The 23610-nt window shown below is 56.9% G+C and carries 15 protein-coding genes; 5 read left to right on the top strand and 10 right to left on the bottom strand.

Translation table 11 applies throughout. From position 1 onward, the window contains the following. The first annotated feature begins 26 nt into the window (after positions 1-26). Together KL786_RS07925 and KL786_RS07920 are read left to right on the top strand one after the other, a co-directional pair. Positions 27-947: an OmpA family protein gene (locus KL786_RS07925; protein WP_215517253.1), complete on the top strand. Its 921-nt coding sequence runs from the start codon at positions 27-29 to the stop codon at positions 945-947. 262 nt (positions 948-1209) lie between these two features. Further along, on the top strand, positions 1210-2139 hold the full coding sequence (locus tag KL786_RS07920) for an OmpA family protein (protein ID WP_215517252.1): 930 nt from the start codon (positions 1210-1212) through the stop codon (positions 2137-2139). A gap of 155 nt (positions 2140-2294) precedes the next feature. Here KL786_RS07920 and KL786_RS07915 read toward each other — a convergent pair whose 3' ends face one another. The 4 genes from KL786_RS07915 to KL786_RS07900 form a co-directional block, all read right to left on the bottom strand. After that, on the bottom strand, positions 2295-5909 hold the full coding sequence (locus tag KL786_RS07915; protein ID WP_215517251.1) for a transporter substrate-binding domain-containing protein: 3615 nt from the start codon (positions 5907-5909) through the stop codon (positions 2295-2297). Between the two features lie 192 nt (positions 5910-6101). Then, the gene (locus tag KL786_RS07910) at positions 6102-7892 is read right to left on the bottom strand and encodes a TolC family protein (RefSeq protein WP_215517250.1); all 1791 of its coding nucleotides are present in this window, start codon (positions 7890-7892) and stop codon (positions 6102-6104) included. Beyond that, positions 7892-9136: an HlyD family type I secretion periplasmic adaptor subunit gene (locus KL786_RS07905; RefSeq protein ID WP_215517249.1), complete on the bottom strand. Its 1245-nt coding sequence runs from the start codon at positions 9134-9136 to the stop codon at positions 7892-7894. Before KL786_RS07905 ends, KL786_RS07910 begins: the two co-directional genes overlap by 1 nt. After that, on the bottom strand, positions 9136-11502 hold the full coding sequence (locus tag KL786_RS07900) for a type I secretion system permease/ATPase (protein ID WP_252193639.1): 2367 nt from the start codon (positions 11500-11502) through the stop codon (positions 9136-9138). The genes KL786_RS07905 and KL786_RS07900 overlap by 1 nt, the downstream gene beginning before the upstream one ends. A 451-nt stretch (positions 11503-11953) precedes the next feature. Here KL786_RS07900 and KL786_RS07895 point away from each other — a divergent pair, with 451 nt between their 5' ends. Next, positions 11954-12649 (top strand): response regulator transcription factor, encoded by a 696-nt coding sequence (locus KL786_RS07895; RefSeq protein WP_215517248.1) that lies wholly within the window; start codon positions 11954-11956, stop codon positions 12647-12649. Between the two features lie 363 nt (positions 12650-13012). Further along, positions 13013-15244 carry an Ig-like domain-containing protein gene (locus KL786_RS07890; RefSeq protein ID WP_215517247.1) on the top strand — a complete coding sequence of 744 codons (2232 nt, stop codon included), beginning with the start codon at positions 13013-13015 and terminating at the stop codon, positions 15242-15244. 225 nt (positions 15245-15469) lie between these two features. Here KL786_RS07890 and KL786_RS07885 read toward each other — a convergent pair whose 3' ends face one another. Then, entirely contained in the window at positions 15470-16102 is a 633-nt protein-coding gene (locus tag KL786_RS07885) for a response regulator (protein WP_215517280.1), read from the bottom strand. A gap of 451 nt (positions 16103-16553) precedes the next feature. On the opposite strand from KL786_RS07885, the gene KL786_RS07880 reads away from it, so the two are divergent. Then, positions 16554-17204, top strand: coding sequence for a LuxR C-terminal-related transcriptional regulator (locus KL786_RS07880; RefSeq protein ID WP_215517246.1), 651 nt, complete (start codon positions 16554-16556; stop codon positions 17202-17204). A gap of 87 nt (positions 17205-17291) precedes the next feature. On the opposite strand, the gene KL786_RS07875 is transcribed toward KL786_RS07880, so the two are convergent. The 5 genes from KL786_RS07875 to KL786_RS07855 all read right to left on the bottom strand — a co-directional run bounded on the left by KL786_RS07875 (position 17292) and on the right by KL786_RS07855 (position 23406). Beyond that, positions 17292-17663 (bottom strand): cell wall hydrolase, encoded by a 372-nt coding sequence (locus KL786_RS07875; protein ID WP_252193638.1) that lies wholly within the window; start codon positions 17661-17663, stop codon positions 17292-17294. A 389-nt stretch (positions 17664-18052) separates the two neighbouring features. Next, positions 18053-18595: an isopentenyl-diphosphate Delta-isomerase gene (gene idi, locus KL786_RS07870; protein WP_215517245.1), complete on the bottom strand. Its 543-nt coding sequence runs from the start codon at positions 18593-18595 to the stop codon at positions 18053-18055. An 18-nt stretch (positions 18596-18613) separates the two neighbouring features. After that, positions 18614-19429, bottom strand: a complete 816-nt coding sequence (locus KL786_RS07865) for a class I SAM-dependent methyltransferase (RefSeq protein WP_215517244.1) — start codon at positions 19427-19429, stop codon at positions 18614-18616. Further along, entirely contained in the window at positions 19426-21651 is a 2226-nt protein-coding gene (locus KL786_RS07860) for a cytochrome P450 (RefSeq protein WP_215517243.1), read from the bottom strand. The genes KL786_RS07865 and KL786_RS07860 overlap by 4 nt, the downstream gene beginning before the upstream one ends. Positions 21652-22599: 948 nt before the next feature. Beyond that, positions 22600-23406, bottom strand: a complete 807-nt coding sequence (locus KL786_RS07855; RefSeq protein WP_215517242.1) for a hypothetical protein — start codon at positions 23404-23406, stop codon at positions 22600-22602. Between the last annotated feature and the right edge of the window lie 204 nt (positions 23407-23610).

Here is a 23610-nt window from a genome sequence, read left to right as displayed (position 1 = left end):
CGGGTGTCCATAGTGGAGTCATGATCATGTTTAAACGTATTACTGTCTTTAACGTTGCCGTACTGAGCCTGGCCTTGGCCGGCGCCCAGTTCGCCACGGCCGAGGAGTTCAAGCCCGGCAGTGTGTCGAACAAGGTCTTCGGCCTGCAGTACGCGCCAGTGGCCCCGGTCGCCGAGCGTCAGGTGCAAGTGGTGTATTACCGTGCCAATGGCATGGGCTCCCAGCAGGGCGCTGCCCACGTGTACGTGGACCGCGAGTTTCATGCGGGCCTGTTGCCGGGCGGCTACAGCGCTTTTTGCGTCGCGCCGGGCACTCACAGCCTCGGGGCTTATGTGAAAGACGCGCCGCAGTACAAGGGCAAAACCACCGATGTGTTCTCGGCCGCCCTGGATGGCGGCAAGACTTACTTCCTGCGGGTTCGCGAAGACGGTTATGGCGCCCCTCAAGCGGTAGCTCGCGTGGAGGCCGAGCGTGAGCTGGCCGGCATGCGTCAGCAGGTCCAGGCACTGTCCCGTGCCTCGACCGTGCAGGCCTGTGATTACCAGCCGATGGCGGCGCCACAGTTCAAGGACTATGCCTTGTCCGGTGACGTGCTGTTTGCTTTCGGCAAGTCGGGCTACCAGGACATTACCTTCCAGGGCCGCGAAGCGATCCGTCAGTTGGTCACCCGCCTCAAGCAGGAAAACGCCAACCTGGACCGTGTCGAAGTCGTGGGTCACACCGACCCGATCGGTTCGGCGGCCAGCAACCACTTGCTGGGCCTCAAGCGTGCACAAACCGTGCGGCGCGTGCTGCTCGAAGGCGGCCTGCCAGCTTCGGCGGTCAGTGCCAGCAGTGCCGGTGCCGATGAGCCTGTGACCAGTAGCTGCTACGGCTCTCGCGCCGAGAAGATCGCTTGCCATGCAGCAGATCGTCGCGTTGTGGTGCGGGTCGACACCCAGCGCTAACAGCCACTCTACGCAGAGCCTTGTCTGCTCTGCGGTTTACCCGGTGCAAGGATTGCACCGGGTTTTTTTTGCTTGTTGAAAAGTGCTTGTCGAGTGCGGGTGCTGCCATCGGGAGGATTTCTGAGACGGTTCTTATATCGGCACAAGGCGGCCTTTCGGATAATTCTGGCTCGAAGGTTGGCCATGAGCGCCAGCTCCATTCCGTTTGTTTCTCCAGGTACCTGCGATGGTCGACGCTGGCGATGGAACCAAGATGACTCTCATGCGAAACACGAATCGAGCGGTGCTGCTGGCCGCTGCAAGCCTGCTGGCCAGCTACCCCGCAACGGCGCAGGAACCCAAGGCTGGGCAGGTGGCGGGGCGGGTATTCTATGCGGCGTATGTCGGGCTGCCACCCGTAGCCGTGGACCAGGCGCAGGTGGTGTATTACCGCCCCCAAGAGGGCGTGCAGCGCAAAGGCGCAGCCCATGTCTACATTGACCGGGAATTCCATACGGGCCTGCTGCCCGGCGGGTTCACCAGTTTCTGCCTCGCCCCTGGCAGCCACACATTGGGCGCTTATCTGAACGATGCGCCCACCTACACCGGCAAGAGCACTGACTTGTATCAGACCAAACTGGAAGGCGGGCGCACCTATTACCTGAAAGTACGCGAGGACGGTAATACGTTCCCGATGCCGGTCGAGCGTGAACCCGCTGAGCGCCAATTGCAGGGCACTCGCTTGCAGATGCATGCGTTGTCCCGTGCCACGGGTGTCGAGACGTGCCGTTACTACGAGTACTTGAAGGACGATGAGCGCTTCAAGCACTACACCTTGGCCAGTGATGTGCTGTTTGCTTCTGGCAAGTCGGACTATCGCGATATCAGTACCGCCGGGCGTTCCGCTATCAGTCAGTTGCTCGACGAATTACGCAGTGATGAAGCGCAGATCAAGCACGTTCAGGTCACAGGGCATACCGATCCGTTTGGCAGCGCTTCCGATAACCAGCTGTTGGGTGAACGACGGGCCAACACCGTGCTTCAGATGCTGGTGGACGGTGGTATTGGCGAATCGATCCTCAGCACACAGAGTGCAGGCAGCCGTGAGCCGGTGGTGCATACGTGCTACGGGCCACGGCTCGAACAGATCAATTGTTATGCGCCGAACCGCCGCGTAGCTATTCGTGTGGAGCTTGATCGCCCCCAACCCTGATGTATCGATCCCCTCTCGAGAAGCAGTGCTTCTCGGCTTTTCCGTCGTACCTGGACCGCGGGTGCGACGGTTTTTTTTGCCCGGGATTTGAACAGCCCTATAGGCTCCCACAGGGGGGCTTCCCTGCTTTGAGCATTACGTTCGCTTAACTAGCCTTACAGGCGGTCCAACAGTTGGTGCTCCAGTGACAGTAGGCGGCTCAAGAGCGTTTTAACTTTCTCGGCACAGGCGGTGGCATCGCCTTGGATCGCCAATATCTCCAACTGTCCACAAGCCTCGATGATTTCCTGTGCACCGGCCATTTGCGCGCCGCCCTTGATCTTGTGTGCCAGGCTGGGCATTTTCTCCAGGTTGTTGTCGAGCAGCAGCTTCTCCAGCAGGGCGCTGTCCTCGCGGTTGGTCTTGATGAACTCATCGACCAGGGCACCATAAGCCTCGGGTGCCAGTACCTTGAGCTTACCCAGTTCGCCACCCGTGGTGCTGGTAGCCTTTGCCCTGCGTTCGACCTGCGCCGAGACGGTGCCGATATGTTGGGCCAGGGCTTCGATGCCCAGGGGCTTGAACAGGCACTGGGTCATACCGGCATCGAGGCAGTCCTGGATGATCTGCGACTGGGCGTGGGCGGTGAGGCCTAATATCGGGTGAGCACCCAGGGCGCGGGAGTGTTCGATGTTGCGCATTTGCCGGGTCAACTCATAGCCATCCATGCCTGGCATGTTGCAATCGGTGATGGTCAGGTCGAAGGGCGGAGCGGCGTGTTTCCACTCGGCCAATGCGATTTCTCCGTTATCACAGGCGACAGCCCGGTGGCCCAGGTATTCGATTTGCTGACAGAGCAACAGGCGGTTGGGCGCGTGGTCCTCGACCACCAGAATGTTCAGGCTGTGGCCGGTGTGACTCGGCGCCAGGGCCGGTACGAGGGCCGGGGCCTGGGAGGTCCGTTCGGCACTGAACCGCAGTTGGAAGCACGAGCCTTTGGCGGGCTGGCTGTCGACACTCAGTTGTGCATCGATCAGCGTTGCCAGGCGGGTGCAGATGCTCAAGCCCAAGCCCGTGCTGCGTCCGACGCTGGCGTTGGGCGCTACCTGGACGAACGGCTCGAAGACGGCTTTTTTCTGTTGTTCATTCAAGCCGCACCCAGAATCGCGAACTTCAATCAAGAAGCAGCCAAAGCCTGTGTCGGGGTCATCGGGCAGTTGCGTCAAGACCAATTCGACAAAGCCTTGCTGAGTGAATTTGATGGCGTTGCTGATCAGGTTCGCGACGATCTGGTTAAGCATCAGCGCGTCGATAAGTACTTGCAGGTCATGGGCTTCGACCCGCAGATCGAACTTCAGGTGTTTGTTTTGCGCATTGATCTCGAACAGCTTGTAAATGGACTTGAGCAGCTCGCCAAGATGAGTCGGGCGCAGCAACGGAACCATGGCCCCGGCCTCGATCTTCGAGAGGTCAAGGATATCGCCGATCAAGGACAGTAAAGACTGTGCGGACTGGTGTGCCACCGTCAGGTTTTCATCAATCTGTTGGGGACTGCCGCCACGTACCCGGAGCATCTCGATCAGGCCGATCAGTGCGCTGATCGGGGTGCGGATCTCATGGCTCATGCTCGCCAGGAAAATGGATTTGGAGTCGTTGGCTTCGTCGGCGGCCTCCTTGGCTTGCTGCAGTTGCTCCATCAGCTGTTCGCGCTCGCTGATGTCCAGCCAGCCACCGATCACCCCGGAAAACTCGCCCCTGCTGTCCTGGAAAGGCAGGGTCCAGTGATAGATCTGGTGCTGGCGGCCTTGCACTTCGATCTCCAGGTCGGCGAAGGTCGCTTCTCCATGGTGCTCGGTCTGCTGGTAGATCTGTTGGTACTGGCGGCTCAGTTGTGGCGAGATGACGCCGGCATCGAGCAATGTCTTGCCGATGACCTCTTCCTGGGTGGTGTGTAGAAACTCCAGGTAGGCCCGATTGCAGTGCGCCAGCCGGCCAGCCTTGTCACGCACATACAGGGCGATGGGCGAGCCATCGATCAGGGTTTTGCTGAAGGCCAACTGGTCACTGAGGGCGCGCTCGGCACTGCGCCGTTTCTTGATCTGGATTTGCAGGTAATAGTTCCAGATCAGAAACGCCAGGATGAAGGCAAGGGCTACAGCAATGACGGTATAGACGCTGTCCTTATAGGTGCTCCAGGAGCTCGAAACCGCGGGGGCTGCATGATTGCGCCAGCGATCGCTCAGGGTCTTGAGTTCTTCGGGGGGAATGCCCAGCAGCACCTGGTTGATAATATTTTTGAGCGGCATGTCGTCGCTGGCCACTGCCATGGCGATACGCCCGGGGTTGGGGCCGATGACTGCTGCAATCTTCAGGTCCTGCCGGAAATGGTGCTTGATGAAATAGTCGGCGCCAAATCGGGTATGCACGCTGGCATCCACTTCATTGTCGGAGAGCATTTCAATACCCCGCACCGCGGTTGCAACCGGAACCTGGATGATCTCGGGGTAGTTGCGCGATAGCCACTGGGACAGTGGATTACCGACCGGGATGGCCAGGCGTTTTCCGTTAAGGAGTTCAAGGCGCTGGATCGTTGCCTCTGAGCGTCGCGTCACAACGACAAACGGGCTGATGAGGTACGGCCGTGTGTATTGTTCCGCCGACAGGCGCAGGTCGCCGATACTCAAGGCCAGGATGACATCTGCCTGCTTCTCCTGGAGTTGCTTGAGCATGTCGGGAACACTGTTGCTGCGAATGATTTCAAGCTCCAGGCCCGTACGTTGCCGAATGATTTTCAGTAGGTCGGCACTCAGGCCCTGAAGGCGGTCATGGTCATCGAAAAATGTCAGCGGTGCATAGGATCCCGCGACGAGGACCTTGATCTTGCGATGGGCCGCCAGCCAGGCGGTCTCGTCTGCGTCCAGGTTCAAGGGGGGTTGTTCGACCACAAAATTATTACTCAGGCCCCAGCGCGTAGTGATTCGCATCATGTCGATGGGCGGAATCGCATCCAGGGTGCTGTTGACCGCCGCTAATAACTGCGGCTTGCGGTCACTGACGGCGAAGTTGATGTCGGCGGAGGTGTGGAGTGCATCGTCCGCGATATAAACGTCGTTGCTGTACAGCAGTCGGATCAGGAATTCGGCGGTGATGGCATCTGTCCAGAGGGCATCGGCCTGGTCAAAGACCAGCGAGGTCAGGCTGTTTAAATCGTTGGTGTGCTGGATCAGGGTGGCGTGCGGGTATTGCTTGTGCAGAAAGGCACCGACACTGTCGTCACCGACGTAAGCCAGGCGCTGATCGCGCAAATCCCTGGAGGGCAACAGGGTCTCGCCAATACGGCGGACAATGACTTTGCGGTTCAGCAAGTAGGGGCGGGACTGCGTAATGGCCCCGTCCTGGCCTTCGCTTACATCATGCAGTGCAAGCATATCAACCTGGCCTTGCTCCAGCGCTTCCCTGGCCTTGGCACGGGTTGCGAAACGCCAGATGTTCATGCGCACGCCGGTGGTCTCACGGATCACCCCCAGGTAATCCGCTGCGACGCCTTCGAACTGGTCTTGCTCGAACCCCATGTGCAAGGGTGGCAATGCACCGGTCCAGATGGCCACGTTCACTTGGGGCTGTGTGGCGAGCCACGCTCGGGTTTGTACATCGAACGTGACAGGCGGGGCAGTAATCGGGGCACTGACCAGCAACTCAACCGGCTTGGGTGTTTGCGCCAGCAGGTTCGGCGCTGACAGCAACAGCACCAGCCCCAGCAAACGGGCGAATGAGCAAACAGGGTTTTTCAAAGTATTGCGCTCCAATGACAGTGCTGACGATTGGGGCCGATAAGGACAGACCTGAAAGAAAGGTGCCAAGGAGACCACGGGGTTGAATCTAGCAACCTTGTGGGTTCTTGTCCCGGAGTTAATTGCTGTTGTCGCGGTGGCCATGGCGCCCGTGGGTGGGGGCGCCGGACAAGATGGTTTTTCAGCGGGTGCTCAACTGCCGGTACGCAACCAACGGGCCAACGTACCGGCGCCTGCGTACTGGCGCACAATGGCCTGGTAGCCGTCGAAGCGGTTGTTGATTTCGCTGACCTGATTGCCATAGTGCTCGTTTTCGGAGCTCAACACATCGAGCAATGTTCGCTTGCCCAAATGGTGCCATTGCAGGAAAAAGTCTTCGCGAATACGCCCCGACTCTTTCGCCAGCTCGCGGTAAAGCTCTGATCGCTCCAGCATGGTGCGTGCGTCGTGATCGGCGGTGCGGATACGGAACTCCAGGTCGCGACGCTGTTGATCGGTTTCATAGCGACTGGCATCGGCGCGTTGCAGGGCTGCGCGTTCGGCGGCGCGGGTGGAGCCACCGCGAAAGGCACCCCAAGTCATGGAGAAGTTGGTTTGCCATGGCTGTTCACGACCGAGTGAGTCTTCGGCAGTGCTTTTGCTGATGACCCAATTCAATTGTGGCAGGCCGCCTGCCCGCACTGCCTTGGCTTGCAGCTCGGCGGACTCCGTTTCGGCGGTGGCCTTGCGGATGGTCGGGTGCTCCTTGGCATCGTTAAGCAGCAGGTCGAGGTTGGCCAGGCGAATGTTCCATTCTGGCGTGCGCGGAATAGGCACCGGGCGTTCACCGACCAATTTGTGCAGCGTGATTTCGGCGTCACGGGCCTTTGCATTGGCCGCGTCACGCAGCGCTTGGGCCTGGAGCAGGCGGGCCTTGGCCTGAGTCAATTCACTGGCGCGTCCTTTATCGACGGCGACGATACCGGCGAGCATCTTGACCAATTCACTCATGCGGTCAGCGAACTGTTGGCTCAGGTCGACAATGATGCGCTGTTTACCCAGTTCGATCATCGTCGTGACCACTTCGTAGCCCAGGGTTTCCTTTTCTACTTCAAAGTTTTCGTTGGCCGCCTGCGACAGGTGTTTACGACTGTCGATCGAGTTACGGATACGGCCCCAATCGTACACTGGGGTGGTGACGGCCAGGTTGACGCCGCCGCTGCCTGAGTCGACATCGGAGCCTTTACCGAAATTGACGGGTGAGGTTTGTGTACCGATGTCGACTTGCGGCCAGCGTTGCCCTTCGGCTTCGGCGATGTCGTCCTCGGCGGCTTGCTGCTCGGCTTTGGCCCGGAAAATGGCCGGGGCACGGTCGATGGCTGCCTCCACGGCGCGATTGAATACGTGGCGCAGCTCGGTTTCGCTGGGCCCGTGGAGGGTGCTGCCTTCCCCACGGCGTGCCGCCAGTCGCGGTGGCAATGCAGCCAGGGACAGGGCTGAGACACTGTGGACTTGCTGTTGCGCCTCACGGACCGCCCTCGACGTTGGGGCGAAGCTCGGGGGCGCGGCGCTCTCGACAGGTGTTGCTGCGCTGGCCGTGGGAGGCGGGGCGACGCGCACCGGGGCTGTCGGGCGAGCGACAGTACTCGCCGAGGTCGGCTCAAAGGTGAGCAAGTCGTTGTTTTTGCGCGTTACGGGAACCGTTACGGTGGGTGGGCGTGCCGGGCTTACGGGCGTTGCAACCGGTTTGAATTCAGGTGCTGCGCTCGCGACGGCGCGCGCAGGCGGCTGGAATGAAATCAAGTCGCTGCCTCGCGGTGTCGCCACTGGAGTGCTCGCTGGTTTAGTTGTTGTTGCCGCAACCGGTTTTTGTGGTGCAACCGGGGTAAAAATCGGCAGACCCTCGGCGAGGGCCAATGGCGTGCCGAGGCCGCCGAACAGGCAGCAGGAAACTAGCCAGGCGGCCGGGGTCAGGCGGAATTTGCGGTTCGTTGAGAGAGTCATTAGCGCTCTCGAAAGGCTTCACGTGCCTTGAGCACGGGCTTGAGCAGGTAGTCGAGAATGGTTTTCTCGCCGGTGCGCACTTCCACCGAGGCCACCATCCCGGGAATGATCGGCAAGGATCGGCCACCCGCCTCCAGGTTGCTGCTTTCTGTCAGGACCAGAACTCGGTAGTAAGTGTCGTCGGGCCGGCCGGCCGCGGCTTTCTGATCGTCTTTCAGGGTGTCGGGACTGATGTGCTCGACATGCCCCTTGAGGCCACCGTAAATGGCGTAGTCATAGGCCGTGATTTTTACTGTCGCGGGCAAGCCGGGCCGAAGAAAAGCCACATCGGCGGGGCGAATTTTGCCCTCGACCAGCAATTGATCCTCCAGAGGGACAATTTCCAGAATAGGTTCGCCGGGCTGGATAACCCCGCCGCGGGTGTTGACCCTTACATTCTTCACCGTGCCGCGCACCGGTGCGTTGATGGTGGTACGTTCGACCACGTCTGCGCGTCCCACCAGGTTCTCGCTGGTCTGCGACAACTCCAGTTCGAACTTGGCCAGCTCCGAGTTGGCTTCGGCCTGGTAACGGTTGATACGCTCGACAATCTGCGATTTGATTTCGTTGGCCGAACGGCGCATGCGCAGGATTTCGACTTCGGACATCAAGCCCTTGGCGGCCAGAGGCTCGGCCAGTTGAATCTCGCGGGCCGACAACGCGTAGCTGCGCTGCAGTCCATTGATGCTTTCGTCCAGCGCATTTTTGCGAGCCTTGTAGGCCTGTTGTTCCTGTTGAACGACTGCCGGGTCGGTCATGACCAGTTCGTCGAACTCCAGCGGCTGCTGGTAAGCCTCTGCCCGTAGACGGGTAATGCTTGCCTTCAGGCCGATGACCTTGGACAAGGATTCGCGATAGCTGGCCTGGGCCCGGGTCGGATCGATCTTGAGCAGGATCTGGTCCTTTTCCACGATGTCGCCTTCGCGCACATTCATTTCGGCCAGAATCCCGCCCTCCAGGCTTTGAATGATCTGCTCGCGGCTCTTGGAAATGATTTTTGCCTCCCCGAGGGTGATCTCTTCGACCCGAGCGAAGTAGGCCCAGACCAGGCCGCCGATCAATACGGCGGCAATGAGCTGGAGAATCAAACGCGAGCCTGGGGTGGTTTGCGCCAGGAGTGACTCCTGGACATCATTCATAAAGGCGGCATCGCCAGGCATCAGGGGGCTGGCGGCTTCGCCTCGGCCAAATAGTTTCTTGAACATTATGCAGTCACCGCAGGTTGTTCCGGGGTTATGGCAGGCGTTGCCGGGGCGTCGTTCCCGCTGCTGGAGTCGGGTACTGCGACGCGTTGAGGAGGCACCGGGCGCGCGGGGCCGACGTTTACGTTGGCGGACGGTTTGACTGGCGCGCCAGTCTTTGCCGGGGCCTTGGCGGCGTTGCCATTCAAGGCTTCGAGGATTTTGTCTTTGGGCCCGTCGGCGCTGACCTTGCCGTCGTCGACAATAATGATTCGCTCCACCAGCGCGAGCAGAGAGGGGCGATGGGTTACCACTACCAGGGTCTGGCCCTCGGTAGCGCGCTTGAGGTGTTCAAGAAACTGCACCTCGGTCTGGCCGTCCATTGCACTGGTGGGTTCATCCAGCAACAGCAGGCTGGGGCGTGCCAGCAGGCTGCGCGCCAGAGAAACCAACTGGCGTTGGCCGCCTGACAAACCTTCCCCCATCTCGCCAATAGGCAGATTGATGCCCTTGGGATGGCGCGCCGCAATATGGTCCAGCCCTGTCAGGCGAATGACCCGCAGGAACTCCTCGGCAGTGGCTTCCGGGCGACCGATCATGACGTTTTCTCGCAGGGTGCCGTAGAACAGGCGCGCATCCTGGCCGACATAACCAACCGCTTTGCGCCAGTCGGCAGGGTCGATCTGATTGACATCCAGGCCATCGGCAAATATTTGACCGTTAACCGGCAAGTAAAGGCGCGCCATGACGCGCAGCAGGGTCGATTTACCGCTGCCGATGCGTCCCAGGATTGCTACGCGTTCACCGGGGGCGATCGACAGGTTGATGCCTTGCAGCACCGCAGGATTGGGCTGCATCGGTGGGGCCGGATACGAGAAACCGACATTTTTGAGGCTGATCTGGCCGCTGATGACGGGTTTGGCCATGTATTCGCGAGTGACATCGCGGTCCACGGGCATGGCCATCAGGCCGCTGAGCGAGCTCATGGCCGCCTTGGCTTGTTGGAAGCGCAACGCCAGGCCGACGACCTGACTAAGGGGGGCGGTCGCGCGACCGGCAAGCATCACGGTCGCGATCAGTGCGCCCATGGTCAGGTCGCCGGCGTCAATCAGGTAAACGCCGATGACGATCAGTGCTACGGTCTGGATCTGCTGGAGAAAGGCCACACTGCCGGAAGCCATGCTGGACAGTTCGCGAGACTTCATGGAGGTGTTGGCCGCCAGGGCGCTGAATGTCTCCCAGCGGCGCTGCATATAGGCTTCACCACCAATGGCCTTGAGCGTTTCCAGGCCCTCCACGGACTCGATCAACACCCCTTGCTTGAGGGAAGACTCGCGCAGGTTTTCCTTCATGGTGCGCGCCAGCGGCCACTGGATTGCCACGCTGATAATCAGAATCAATGGAATCAACAGCAGGGGTACCCATCCTAGCGGGCCGCCCACGGCAAAAATCACCCCAACGAACAACAGCACAAAGGGCAGGTCGGAAATAGTGGCCAGGGTGGCGGAGGTGGCGAAGTCGCGAACGGACTCGAACTCACGCAACTGGTTGGCAAACGAGCCGGAAGAGGCGGGCTTGTGCTCCATCTGGATCGACAAGGCTTGGCGAAACAACATCGTGCCCAGCACCAAGTCAGCTTTTTTTCCCGCCAGGTCAAGCAAGTGAGCCCGTACGTAACGGGCAATGGCCTCAAACACCATGGCCACGACCACACCAATCGCCAGCGACCAGAGCGTGATAAATGCCTGGTTGGGCACAACACGGTCGTAAACGTTCATGGTAAAAAAAATGCTGGCCAGGGCCAGTACGTTAATCAGCACGGCACCGATTGCAGCGCTGCGGTAATAGCGCCGATAACGCCATAGTGTGGAGAACAGCCAATGGCCTGCGGCTTGCGGTGTCTCGTCGCCGGCACGTGCATCGATCTTGGCTTGAGGCTTCATGAGAATGGCGAAGCCGGTGTACATCCCGTCCATCGTGGCCTGATCGATTTCTACCGGGTCAAGGCTGATCTCCGGCAGGATCACTTGGTAACGGCAGGCGCGTTTGTCTTCGGCTTCGGTGTCCAGGCGATATCCAAGCAGAATGCAGCCACCGCGATCCTTGCGCAGCATAATGATCGGCATCAATTGCTTGGGCAGGGCCCGGACAGGACGCTCGATCATCCCGGCGGTCAGTCCGGCATTGGTCAGGCTGCGCATTGCCAGTGAGGGCGTCAGCAGGCCGACTTTAGGAAGCCCGGCAGTCAGGGCCTGCGGTGATTTACCCAGGTTGTAGTGATCACAGATCCAGGACACGCTCTGCAGGAGAGTGTCCTGGATCTGTGTTTGAGGCGCAGGCATCGCCTGTACGTCCACGTCTTGGTCAACGGGCGCGCTGTGAATAGCCATCAGATTCGGTCCTGGGCTGGGCTCGCCTGGTGGCGAACTTATCGGGATGGTTGTGTAGGGAGACACCTGGATGAAGCGGCATGCTGATGAGTGATGACGCGTCTCCCGGCGATTGGGATAATTCTGATCATTGAGTGGGCGGGTGTGAACGAGACTTGTCCCAAAAGCTGGGAGGAGGAAGCCAGGAATGTGCGTTTTGAGTTGAGCGGTGGATGACGATGCCGAGCACGGGTCAAGCGCTCGTTTACGAGCGCAAGTTTCTTGGTAACGTTATGAAAAAAATAGGATTGTCATCGCCGGTTATGTCAAGTCGACTCATTTGTCCTAATGGGGGGGATAGCTAAAACTGTTTGTTGTTTTCTTTCATTTCACATTTAGGATACCGTGCTGCTTACAAGACAAAATTGTAGGATTGTTCCTAGTCGGCTGTCAGAGTTATGGAGTCCTGAAGATGAAGTGGTCGATTGTTTCGCCTCTGCAGATTGCTTTGCTCGATGATCACGCGTTGATCAGGGAGGCACTGAAAGTCCGACTCTCCACAGAGTCGGATTTAAAGGTGGTCGGTGTGTATTCGGGGAGCCCTGCTTTACTTGAGGCGCTACGTAGTACGGCTGTCGATCTGCTGATTCTCGACTACCAACTGAGTGATGGGGAGCTTGATGGCTTGCGGCTGATTCAGCTACTGCGTAGCCATTACCCACAGTTGCGCATCCTGGTTTTCTCTTCAGTGGAGCGTCCGGCTACGGTCAATATGGCCATTCGAGCGGGTGCTAACGGTTTTTTTGGCAAGTCCCAGGAAACTGATGAATTGCTGTTTGCAGTCAGAACCGTTGCATTGGATCGTTTGTACCTATCGCCCAGTATGGCGGCAGAGCTGGACTCGATACCCAAGATGTCGGCAGCTGCGTCAGGCGCGGAGGAGGTCATGGATAACGGCGATCCGCTAGTCAGCTATCCTGCGCTATCTCCCAAAGAGCGTGAAGTGCTGCGCTGTTGCCTGGAGGGGATGTCGGTTTCGCAAATTGCTATCAAGTTTTTGCGCAGCCGTAAAACCATCAGCGGACAGAAACAGGCTGCACTGCGTAAATTGAATGTGCGCACGGACACAGAGCTGTTCAAGTTGCACCTGGACCTTAAAGATATTTGAATGAAGTGTCGGAAGTGTCTTAGGTGTGTGCTGCCCTCATTAATTTTTACCTTCTCTTTTAGTCGAGTTTTTCTACGGTCACGATAAAATTTTGTGGCTCTCTGCAAATTATATTCAATCATCATGCCCGCCAACACCCTGTTTCGGAACTTGCCTCCCGTACTTTCCGGATACCTACAAGCTATTTCTTAATCTGAAACTTTCCCGTAGGGGAACTGTAACGTTCCTAGTTTAGTGCGCTCTAGAGTTGTGACTCATGGCGGTGTCTTGTGCGACTGCAAGCGTCCTCTTTGAGCGACTACTCGGTGGAGGCATACCGCCGGAGAATAATTAAGTCCTATTACCAGCGATCAAGGATTTCAGATGAACTCGAATGATAAGAGTAGCAGCGCAGCGCAGCGGGTCACTGAGGCGGGAGCAGTGGGGGTGTTGGTCGAGACGTTGAACAACGACCACCCGACGGGGTCGGGCGGTGGCTCATTGTCGGCACCGTCAATCACCGCCGTGCTGGATACACACGGTGCTACGCAGATTGTCGATAACGGCGGCAGCATGGACGATCCCACTCCGCAATTGCGCGGCAGCGGTGAGCCAGGCTCAGTCGTGACGGTCTACGATAATGGCCAGGTACTGGGACAGACGTTGGTCGACAAAACGGGCAGTTGGAGCCTGCAGGTATTTTTCGACACCCCGATTGAGCCAGGTGAACATGTTTTTACCGTGGTCAATGAAGCAGGCGATGCTTCTGAGCCGTTCCATGTGACGGTAACCGCGGCGGACGTTGCCCAGCCCGTAGTCACCTCGGTGTACGATAATGTGGGTGAAACAGGCACGGTCATCAGCGGCGGGAGCACGGATGACAGCACCCCGACCTTCTCCGGCCAGGGTGAGCCAGGCACCTACATTTATCTGTACCAGGACAACAAAGTTGCCTCCAGGACTCTGGTAGGGGCAGATGGCAATTGGACAATCGATTCAGGTGAGTTGTCGCCGGGTCAGCATGTGTTCACGGTGAGGGCTCACGGCGGTGAGCATTCGGAGCCGTTTGTACTGAACGTGACAGGGGCTCCTGACATCCCCTCCAACAAACCGTTGATCGAATCGATTTACGACGATGTGGGAGAAACTGGTTCGGTTGTCAGCGGCGGTAGCACGGACGACAACACCCCAACCTTCAGCGGCAGGGGCGAGCCGGGGATCCGTATTTACCTCTTTGAGGGCAATACGCGTCTGGCCAGCGCTGTGGTGGATGCGGACGGCAGTTGGACCATCAGCGGGCAGGTTTGGTTGGCGCCAGGTGATCACGTGTTTACGCTGATGGACAATAACGGCGAGCGTTCGGAGCCGTTTGCGTTAAGCGTGAGCGAAACTTCTGAAGTTCCTGAGGTTCCTGAGGTTCCTGAGGTTCCTGAGGTTCCTGAAGTTCCAGAGGTTCCTGAAACCCCTTCTGGCAAGCCAGTGATCGAATCGGTTTACGACGATGTGGGGGAAACTGGCTCGGTCGTCAGCGGCGGTAGCACGGATGACAACACCCCGACCTTCAGCGGCAGGGGCGAGCCGGGGATCCGTATTTACCTCTTTGAGGGCAATACGCGTCTGGCCAGCACTGTGGTGGATGCGGACGGCAGTTGGACCATCAGCGGACAGGTTTGGTTGGCGCCAGGTGATCACGTGTTTACGCTGGTGGACAATAACGGCGAGCGCTCGGAACCGTTCGTGTTGACCGTGGCCGAGGCTACGCTTGGCAAGCCGGTGATCGAGTCTGCAGTGGACAATATCGGTGTCGACGTTGGTTTGATTGGCAACGGTGCTATCACCGATGACGCGCGTCCGACGCTCAATGGTCGCGGTGAGCCCAATACCACGGTCTCGTTGTACGTAGACGGCAGGTATATGGTGAGTGCCGTGGTGGCGGAGGATGGTAGCTGGAGCCTGCTCTCCCCGCGAGCCCTCACACCAGGCGAGCATGTGTTCACCGTGAGGGGTGATGATGTGGTGTCTGAGCCGTTCGTATTGACGGTGAGCAACGCCCCGCAAGCGGCCATATTGGTGATTGAGTCGGCGATTGACCAGACGGGTCCGGTGACTGGAGTGATTGGTGACGGTAGTGCTACTGACGAGCATCAGCCGATCTTCCGTGGCCATGGTGAGCCGGATGCGCCGGTGTTCTTGTTTGTCAGCACGGGAGGCGCGCGGGTGTTGGTCGGTAGCGGTGTGGTGCAGCCGGACGGTACGTGGGAAGTGGGTCTTGATGTCAACCGCTCAGTAGCCTCAGGCTACAATGTGTTCACAGTGTCCGATGGTGTAAACGACTCAGCCCCGTTCACCCTGCACATTGGCAGTGATGGGTCGACATTGATGACGGCAGTACAAGCCGAGACCGCCGTTGACCTGGCGCCCTTCACCCTGTCGTTGTCCGACCTGTTGCAGGACGTGTCGGGCGAGTTGTTTACCAATGAAGTGGCGCTGCCTCTGGTCAGTGACGTGCACCCCCTGCTGGATCTGGGTGCCGTTGTTGAGACTGAGGGTGGTGTCAGTGTCTCGGTAGGCGTTTTGAGTCTGACCCTGGAGCCAGAGTTGGCTTACGTGGCCTAAGGTCAGTTGATATCAACTGGACGTCGGCAGCCTCGCTTGGGGTTGCCGGCTTAAGGAAGTACTTACGCCATAACCTGTGAGGGCCATGTCTTTGCAGGTTGTTTTGTTTGCGAAGGTCATCGCCTTGAGGGGGGCGCCATGATCGAGATGATGGGTTTTTTTCATGAAAATAAAGCGCCCTTATCCGCTAATCCGCGAAGCTATTGGTCGGTTGCGGGTAAATCACTACAACGTTGTCAGATCGTTGCGTTTTACCAGTTCGTAGAGATCCAGCAGTGTGCTCGCATTGAGCTTGGACAGTAGGCGGGTTTTATAGGTGCTTATCGTTTTGCCGCTCAGTGACATACGTTCGGCAATTTGTTTATTGCTCAGCCCCTGAGTCAAGTACTGCAATACGCACAGCTCCCGGATGGAAAGCGTCCTTAGCAGATCCTCTTGAGTCGCCCCCATTTCAAGGGCGGTGAGAGAACGTTTCTGCCTGGGAAAATAGCGGTGTCCACTCTTGACGGCTTGAAGAGCGCTGATCAACTCACACAGGTCGTCGTACTTATTGACGAAACCATAAGCACCTGCCTCCATGCAGCGTATTTCCATGTGGTTCGATTCTTGAGCGGTCAATACAATGACTTTGACCTGCATACGCAGTGCTACCAGGCGACTGATGATTGTCAGGCCGTCTATTTTCGGTAGCCCGATGTCGAGTACCACCATCGCGGGTTGCAGTGCTTGGATGAGGTCCAGCGCATCAGCCCCGTTTCCCGACTCACCAACCACCGCGTGGCCTTCACTCTCCAATAAGAGGCGGACACTCATGCGGATGACAGGATGGTCATCGACAATTATTACCTGGTTGTTCATGGGAGCGATTGGGGAAAGTAATTTGAGTGAATGTTTCATCAAAAACCTACGGACTAGCAATTTGTTATTTTTTTGAGCCATGTCTTGAATGCTGTTGTCGTTATGATTATTGGTCCGGGTGGGCCGGTTTTTTTGTTTCGTGTTGGCTAAAGTGTTTTGTGATTGATGTAAGGGGTGTCTTGTGTTTGGCATGTCTGCTTTTTTTTGATGAGACTCATCAACAAGACAGTTCTTATAGGTTACTGAGTGCAGTGCGTTCAGTATTGTTTTTAGTGTGTATTGAATTCAATGCCTGAGTCCTTTACGTCGGATACTCCGAGTTCTGGTTCAGGTTTTTCGCCTATTTTTGAGACTTGTCTTAAAAAGCGGCGAGTCGTTTCTTTCATGATGAAGAGCGGCCTATTCTTGCCCGTTAAGGATATGGATTTTTTGCTAGAAGAAGAGGTGGTAGATGTCGGGCTTGATCAGGGTCGGGGTGCTCGATGAGCAGGAGGTGGTACGTTATGGTCTCTGCGTGCACCTGGCCGAACAGCCAGGAATTGTAGTTTCCGGAGCGTACAGCCAGGCTGACAGTGTCTTGTGGGCAGTAGAGCAGGGGGAAATTGATCTCTTATTGATGGGGTATATTCTTCAGGATATTAATGGCCAGTGCTTTATCAAAGCATTGAAGGATCGCCATCCTGAATTGCGAATACTGGCTTTTATAGCGACACCTTGCCCTGTGGCAATGGCCCTGTTGCTTGACTTGGGTGTGCACGGCATTGTTAGCAAGTACGAGCCGCTTGAGGTGTGCGTGCGGGCTATTCGTTTGCTGGCCGTTGGGCGACGCTACCTTTGCGAGAGTAGTGCAGTCAGTGACGTGAGCAGTGTGTTGGTTGAGCCTGTTGAGGCTGAAGAAGCATTAATTGCCCACCCCTTGTTATCCCAGCGAGAAAGGGAAGTGCTGCGGTTGTGCATTAATGGCATTACTGTGACTCGGATTGCTGAGATGTCTTCGCGAAGCCTTAAGACGGTTAGCACACAGAAGCAGTCAGCCTACCGTAAGTTGGGGTTGAAAAGTGATATAGATTTGTTTAGGCGGTTGTCACGTTATAGTGCTTGAATCCTATGGTCGGATTATTTTTTATTTGAGTGCTATCAATATCTATGGCGGTTTTTCAGAAAGCTGTCATGTGACATCTGATATTGACTATTGTACGTAAAAAACATGTTGCCCAATCGTTGCAGTTTTCTTCAATGAGTTTCGCCAGGCGGGGCGTACTGCACGAGTGTGGAAGTGTGTCGCACCATGGGTAATATCTTCATGATGGCCGTTGATGACTCGGTTTGCTATACGTTTGGCCTTTGCCCACGCGACGGGTTCTTGTGGTGAATAGTTTTTGGCACGGTTGGTCCAAGAAAACTGATTCCTTTCATACACCACTTGGCAAACACGAGTGGTCTGCCAATTGGCCCGGTTCATCGTGACCATAGCAACAGCAACCTGGCCTTCAAGTGACTCGCCACGTGCTTCATGATAAATATTGAGTGCCAGGCATATCAAAGCGTTTTGCAATGTCATTAATCAGCTCTCTGACCTTTTGGTAGATACCCGCTTAAGTTCAGAGGTATACATAGGAGATGAATTTTCTAGGGCGTGACACACGACATCCATGGGAACTGTCTCAATTTCAAGGTTGTGCATGAGGCAGTACAATCAATACAACAGGGTGGTTGTTTTTGAGCAACTCTGAAGGGCGTGCCGGGAAGTTAGGTCCTGTACGAAAGTAGTGTCGTAAACACCGGATGGCACAAGCCAGTGGGACCATCGCTGTATAATTTTTCGCGAGCTTGTCGAAGCGCGGTGGTCGACGAGGTTCGCCAGCGTCAGGACATGGCCCGCGCCGCCTTGGCCCTGATGGTTGACGGACAGGATGGCTTGGCCCTTCGTATAGAACCGGAGTGGTTTATTTACTCCTGCAATGTTGGCGTATCGAACGAAGGATGCTCCGATAGAAGGTGATGCCACTCCATTTGAAACCAGGGTGTGAATTGCGCGGGAGACTCTGAAAGTTGGACTGAAATCTCGGCCCGGGTCTGCCACATGATCTCGCTGACTTCTTCAGTAGCGGGTGAGACCACCGCGTCAGATTGAGCAACCAATACATGACACAGTTCGTGCTCCGCGCCGATCGAACCAAAGCGCGCATGGTACTCAAAGCTGTATAAGAAGCGGCAGGAGGCAGAAACTCCCAGCTCTTCACGCAGACGACGAGACGCGGCATCCATAATAGTCTCGCCAGGTGCCGGATGACTGCAGCAAGCATTCGACCAGAAACCTGGCCAAAGCATTTTACCGGCAGCACGACGCTGCAGCAGATGGCGCCCGCGGCTGTCGATCAGATGCACGGAAAATGCGCGATGCAGCTGTCCTTCTCCCAGGTGTGCGACGCGTTTGTCACAAACACCGATCGGTACATCTTGTGCGTCAACTAACACTACATTGTTGGTCATTCTGTATTCTCTTCGCTGCTACGCTTTTCTATCCAGGTAGGGGACTTGCCCCCAGGCGCTGACTAATGTCAAAGCGGTGTCAGTGAACCCCGGATCGGCACGCAGGTTGGTCATGGCATCAAGGTCGCTTTGCGTGAGAAGCCCGAGTTTCAGCAGCGCTGGCCCGGCCTGTGCTGTGGTCGCAGCCCAGAAGGCGTCGGCAGGGCTGTTGTCGCCGATTCGGCCTTCAAGGGTGCGATGCCCAATGTTGGAGAGCCCCCGATCGTGTAACCGGCTGGGAAGAGTATCGGCCCAGAGCATGTCGGACCCAATTGAGCGCTCCAGGAGAGTGATTCCGGCTTGGGCTACCTTGCGGAACAGCGGGTTCTCAGTTCTCAAGCTCGGTTGTAGGCTCACGTCCTCGATTACCAGCCAGCCACCCGGGCGGACCCAGGTGACGGCGCGCGTGAGTATGTCTTCGCGTTCGCAGAGGTGACACAAAAGCGCTCGAACGTGCACCACGTCAAAGGATGCCGCAGGAAAATCATCAGTCTTGGCATCATGGGTCATCACCTGAATGCCGTGTATATCGGTGAGGAATCGAGTGTCGATGTCGGTGGCGACCACTGTCGCGTCGGGATATCGCTTGGACAGCCAGCCGGCGAGCGATCCGGCACCAGCGCCGAGATCGAGGATGGTCGATTTGCCCACAAGATCCAATTGATCAAAAACCGCTTGGCTCAACGGGTCAAATACACGCTCCAGGGTGCGCAGCCGTGCCAATTGTCCCGCGTGCTGATCAGCGAGATAGCTGCTGGTATAGCCGGGTTCTCCGGTGGAGTCAGTAGTGGTCACAGTACGACCTCCAGTCGATCAGGGCAGCGATTGAGGAATCCACGTTCGGTGGGCTGGAACCCCGGAGCCCAGCGCACGTTTGGAAAGGCCTGTAGCAGCATGCGAGCGCTGATAGTGATCTCCATCTGTGCCAGCATCGATCCCAGGCAGAAGTGACGCCCCGCGCCGAAGGCGAAATGAGTTGTCGTGTGGTCGGTACGCGACATATTGAAGGTGTCAGGGTCGCTGAATTGGTCCGGATCACGGTTGGCCGAACCGATAAGACAAGCTAGGGTTGCGCCAGCAGGAATCGTTCCCGACGGCAGTTCCAGTGATTCTCGGGCCTCCCTGAGTACCAGTTGCAGGGGAGGGTTGCGTCGCAGGGTTTCGGCGAGCGCATTGTCCATCAAGTCTGGATTAGCCATCACCGCCTCTTTGACGCCAGGCTCGCTCAGCAGATTGACAATCAGATTCGCCAGGGCGCCGTGACTGGTTTCGCTACCGGCAGTCATCAGGATCGCGCAGTAGGACCGCACGAACGTTTCGGACAACGGCTGACCGTCAATCCGTGCCGCCAGGAGCTGCGAGATCAAATCGTCTGAGGGTTCAGCGCGGCGTGCGTCGATGTGTGGCTGGATGAAGTCGTAGAAACTGTCACGGTTGGATAGCCCACCGGTCAACAGTGCCGGATCCTGTCGATAGTTGCCCATGTAAGCGAAGCCGATGGCACACCAGTTTTTTAGTCGCTCCACCTCTTTGGTGGTTTCAGCCGGGAGACCCAGCACACGAGCCATCACCCGAACCGGCAGCGCTGCGGTGAAATCAGCAATGAGGTCTACCTGGGGGCGGCTGTGCATGTGCGCCAGCAGGTCGGTGGTCACCGAGGTGATGGATGCTTCGAGCGCTGCGAGGGCCTTGCTGCGGAACGATGGGCTCAGCAATGCTCGGTGCTGAGCATGTTCACAGCCATCCATAGTAACAATCGTGTGTCCCAGCAGCGGTCCAATCTGCCAAGTGTAGTTATTGTTGCTCGCCCCGGGATGGGTCAATGCGGCTTTGACATCCACATACCGACTGACCAGCCATACATCTGTAGGCTCGTCGTAAACGATCGGTAGAGTGGTACGTAAACGCTCATACAAAGGGTAGGGGTCGATTTCGAACTGCCGGGATTTCAGGGTTGGAGGGGTAAGTTCCAAGTCTACTTGCCGGTTGTCCTGTGTCGTAGAGCCTGCGGTGTGCAGGTGATAGCGGGAAACGCTGCGGTGCCAGTCGCCCGCTGCCCGGATAACCTGACGCAGCCGGTCTGGGTCGGTCGCGGCTGACGGCCGGTGATTTGCACGCTGGGCAGTGACCGCTGTGAACTGCGCGACAGCCGTGTTCACCATCTGATGGGCGGCATCGATCGCGGTAGGCCAGTCGATGCCATTGTTTTGCGCCAGTATCGAGACCAGGTTGAAGCGCTCACCACACACCACGTCTTTGGCAATCGAATGGATATCGTTCGTCCACGCCATGATATCGGCGCCGTGTTCACGCAGCGTGTTCCACCATCGGGCATGCGCTGAATGCTCGTACGGGTCGAGAGTTTCGGCCGCATCGATGAGGTCAAAGAAGAACAGGGCGCCGAACGAGTCCCTGCGTAACGGCAGATACTCGGCCAGCGTGAGCGCCGAATTGGTTTCCCGCACTCGTACCAACGTCGCCTGCGCACGCAGATGTTGGAGCAAATGCTGCACGAGCCTATGCCGCCAACTATCGTCTCCCCAGCACAGGGTCCGAGGCCATAGATCATCGACCAGAACAACCAGCATTGGGTCATCAAACCGACTGATCTCACCCGATGGATCAGCACCGCCGCTCTCGGTCAAAGCCTGCATCGCGATGATGAAACGGTCCAACGCACCGTTTTCCGCCCAGGGGCCATCATCAATGCGGTCATCGAGAGTGAGCGCCCACAGATACCAGCACACCAGAGTCTCGGCTCGGTGTATGGGAGCCTTCCCGCACAACGCCATCCCCAGCTCGAGCAGCGGAGTGGTACTCAACCGATGCGCACCGCGGCGGCCGATCAAGCCGTATTGCTGCGCCCAAGCGAGAGCATGCGCGCGCAACTGATCACTGTCGGAACGCGGGGGTGGGCCGGAGAAGGGCAGCCGAATCTCGGGAATAATCAGCGGTGTCGGTGGGGAATGATTGCTGTGCTGGGTACCGGGATCGCCTTCGTCTTGTACCGGCGGCATGATGCTCTCCTCGTCAATCAACTTTTTATAAGATGTGGTTGAGTAAATGCTTGCTATTGCGCTTGCAATGCCTGCCGTAACTACGAAGGAGACCCAAGGCAAGTAAGTAGCAGCTTTGCACTGTCAGCCTGACCTTACTTGAAAAGTTAATGCCTTGGGGGCGGGAAAAGTCTGAAGTTAATAAAGAAAAAACCCTGCTCTACGCATTGCATAAGTAGTATGTCAGGTGGGAAAGATGCACGTTTTTCAGTTGCGCGCACAGGTGTGCGACACCCGTATGGATGTCGCATGTTAATACCGTGCCGCCGCACAACTAACACGATGATGCTTTTAGCGTTCCATTGCAGTTGTTTATGATTTTTATAATCGTGGCTGGTCCAGTGAAGGAGGTAATGAAGTCTCCGCCGTTGGCCATTTTGCAGCTTGCGGTGATCCAGCATGCGCCCTCAGCGTTGAGGCGAACCGTTTGAATAACTCCGGATATTCCTGCGGACACAGAGTCTCTCTGACTGCAGGACTGATAGGCAGGGCTATTTTGCCAGGCATTTTTGCATGTGTTGATATCCTCAGCATGGACTGCTTGTATTTGAAGCAGGGCTGCAAGTGCTAGAAGAAAACTGATAATTGAGCTTCTCATTTTATGACATCCTCTAGATGTGCGTTTCCCCCGTGTGGAACTATGAGCTTGCTTTTTTTGTTGTGTCTACTGTCATAGTTGACAGGTATTTTGAGAGGGTGGAAGGCTTTTTATAATTATTATGACTATTGGTCGTGGGGGATATCGGATGATGTTATAGGTTGGTTGGAGTTGTTTGGTCAGTGTTGAACTCACGGTTAGTGGTTGGTACTTCCACGATGCGAATACCCGGAAGCCCCAAGCAAGTGAGGATTTCCGGATGTTTTTCCACGGTGGAGCGGTAAACCCTCAGGCTTGTACCAACCCTGGCTTCAAGGCTGCGTGCGCCCATTCATCCAAGGGCTGTAGTCCACCTGTACATACCCCGTGGGCAGACCCTTGGGGTAGTTGGAAAACCCCGGCATCTGTCGCAGGTCCAGCAGTTTGCACTGCGTGACGAGGCGTTGCTGCAGCGCGCTATCCACCTTGAAGCCTTGTAGCCGATACCGGCTTTGATTCAGGTTGACCATGCACTCACTGACTTTGCCTTGTGCATCGGCGATGAAGTGGAAGCTGGCTACGCCGATACTGTCGATGGCATGTCCGGCAAACAGTTGCTCACGGAAGAAGCGGATCTGCTTATAGAAATCGATACGGGCCGTATGCTTTTGTTGCTCCTCCTCCGACATGCCGAGCAGAGGGGTGAATACCATGGGCGCGACAATCACCTGAGTGTCCTTGGCATCGGCGAAGACCTTGGGTGAGACCTCGGGAAACAGGGTGGTCCAACACAGTTCAGTCACCAGTTTGCCCAGCTTGGCCTGGCGCAGGTTGTTCAGGTCTTGGTTGGGCAGCAGGGTCCCGCGTTTGGTCGAGCAATCCACTACATGGTTCTGCGCGTCGACGGTCATGATCATATTCATCACGCCTGTCAGCTCTTGCTCATTGGCAGCCAGGGCATAGCTGCGCAGTATCATTTGGAAAGTGGTGACGAATTTTTCATCCTTTTGCTGCATTTGTGCTGCCGCCAAGGCCGCTGCCTGTTCGGGCGTGTGACTCTGGCAGCCGGACAGTGAAAGCAGGCTTGCACCGAGCAATGCCAGCAGCCAGCGGGACGAAGAAGACGTGTTGAATTCCATTTCTTGGGGGCTCGTATACAAATAGACTGGGGAAATGTAGACGGGAACCATTCTCACCCATCAAGCGCTAAAGTGCGATTCGAAATAACAAAAACCGTGGCGCTGGAGTATTTGGTTGTAACGACTGACGGTTGATTCTGCCTATGTTTGATCTATGGATCTTCTTTGTCTATATTTGAGTCTGTAGATTCATTATGAGGTGGC

Source organism: Pseudomonas sp. TAE6080 (genome assembly GCF_018732265.1).
GTDB lineage: Bacteria > Pseudomonadota > Gammaproteobacteria > Pseudomonadales > Pseudomonadaceae > Aquipseudomonas > Aquipseudomonas brenneri.
Note: the sequence above shows the minus strand (reverse complement) of the source record. Positions and strands in the feature narration are given on the sequence as shown.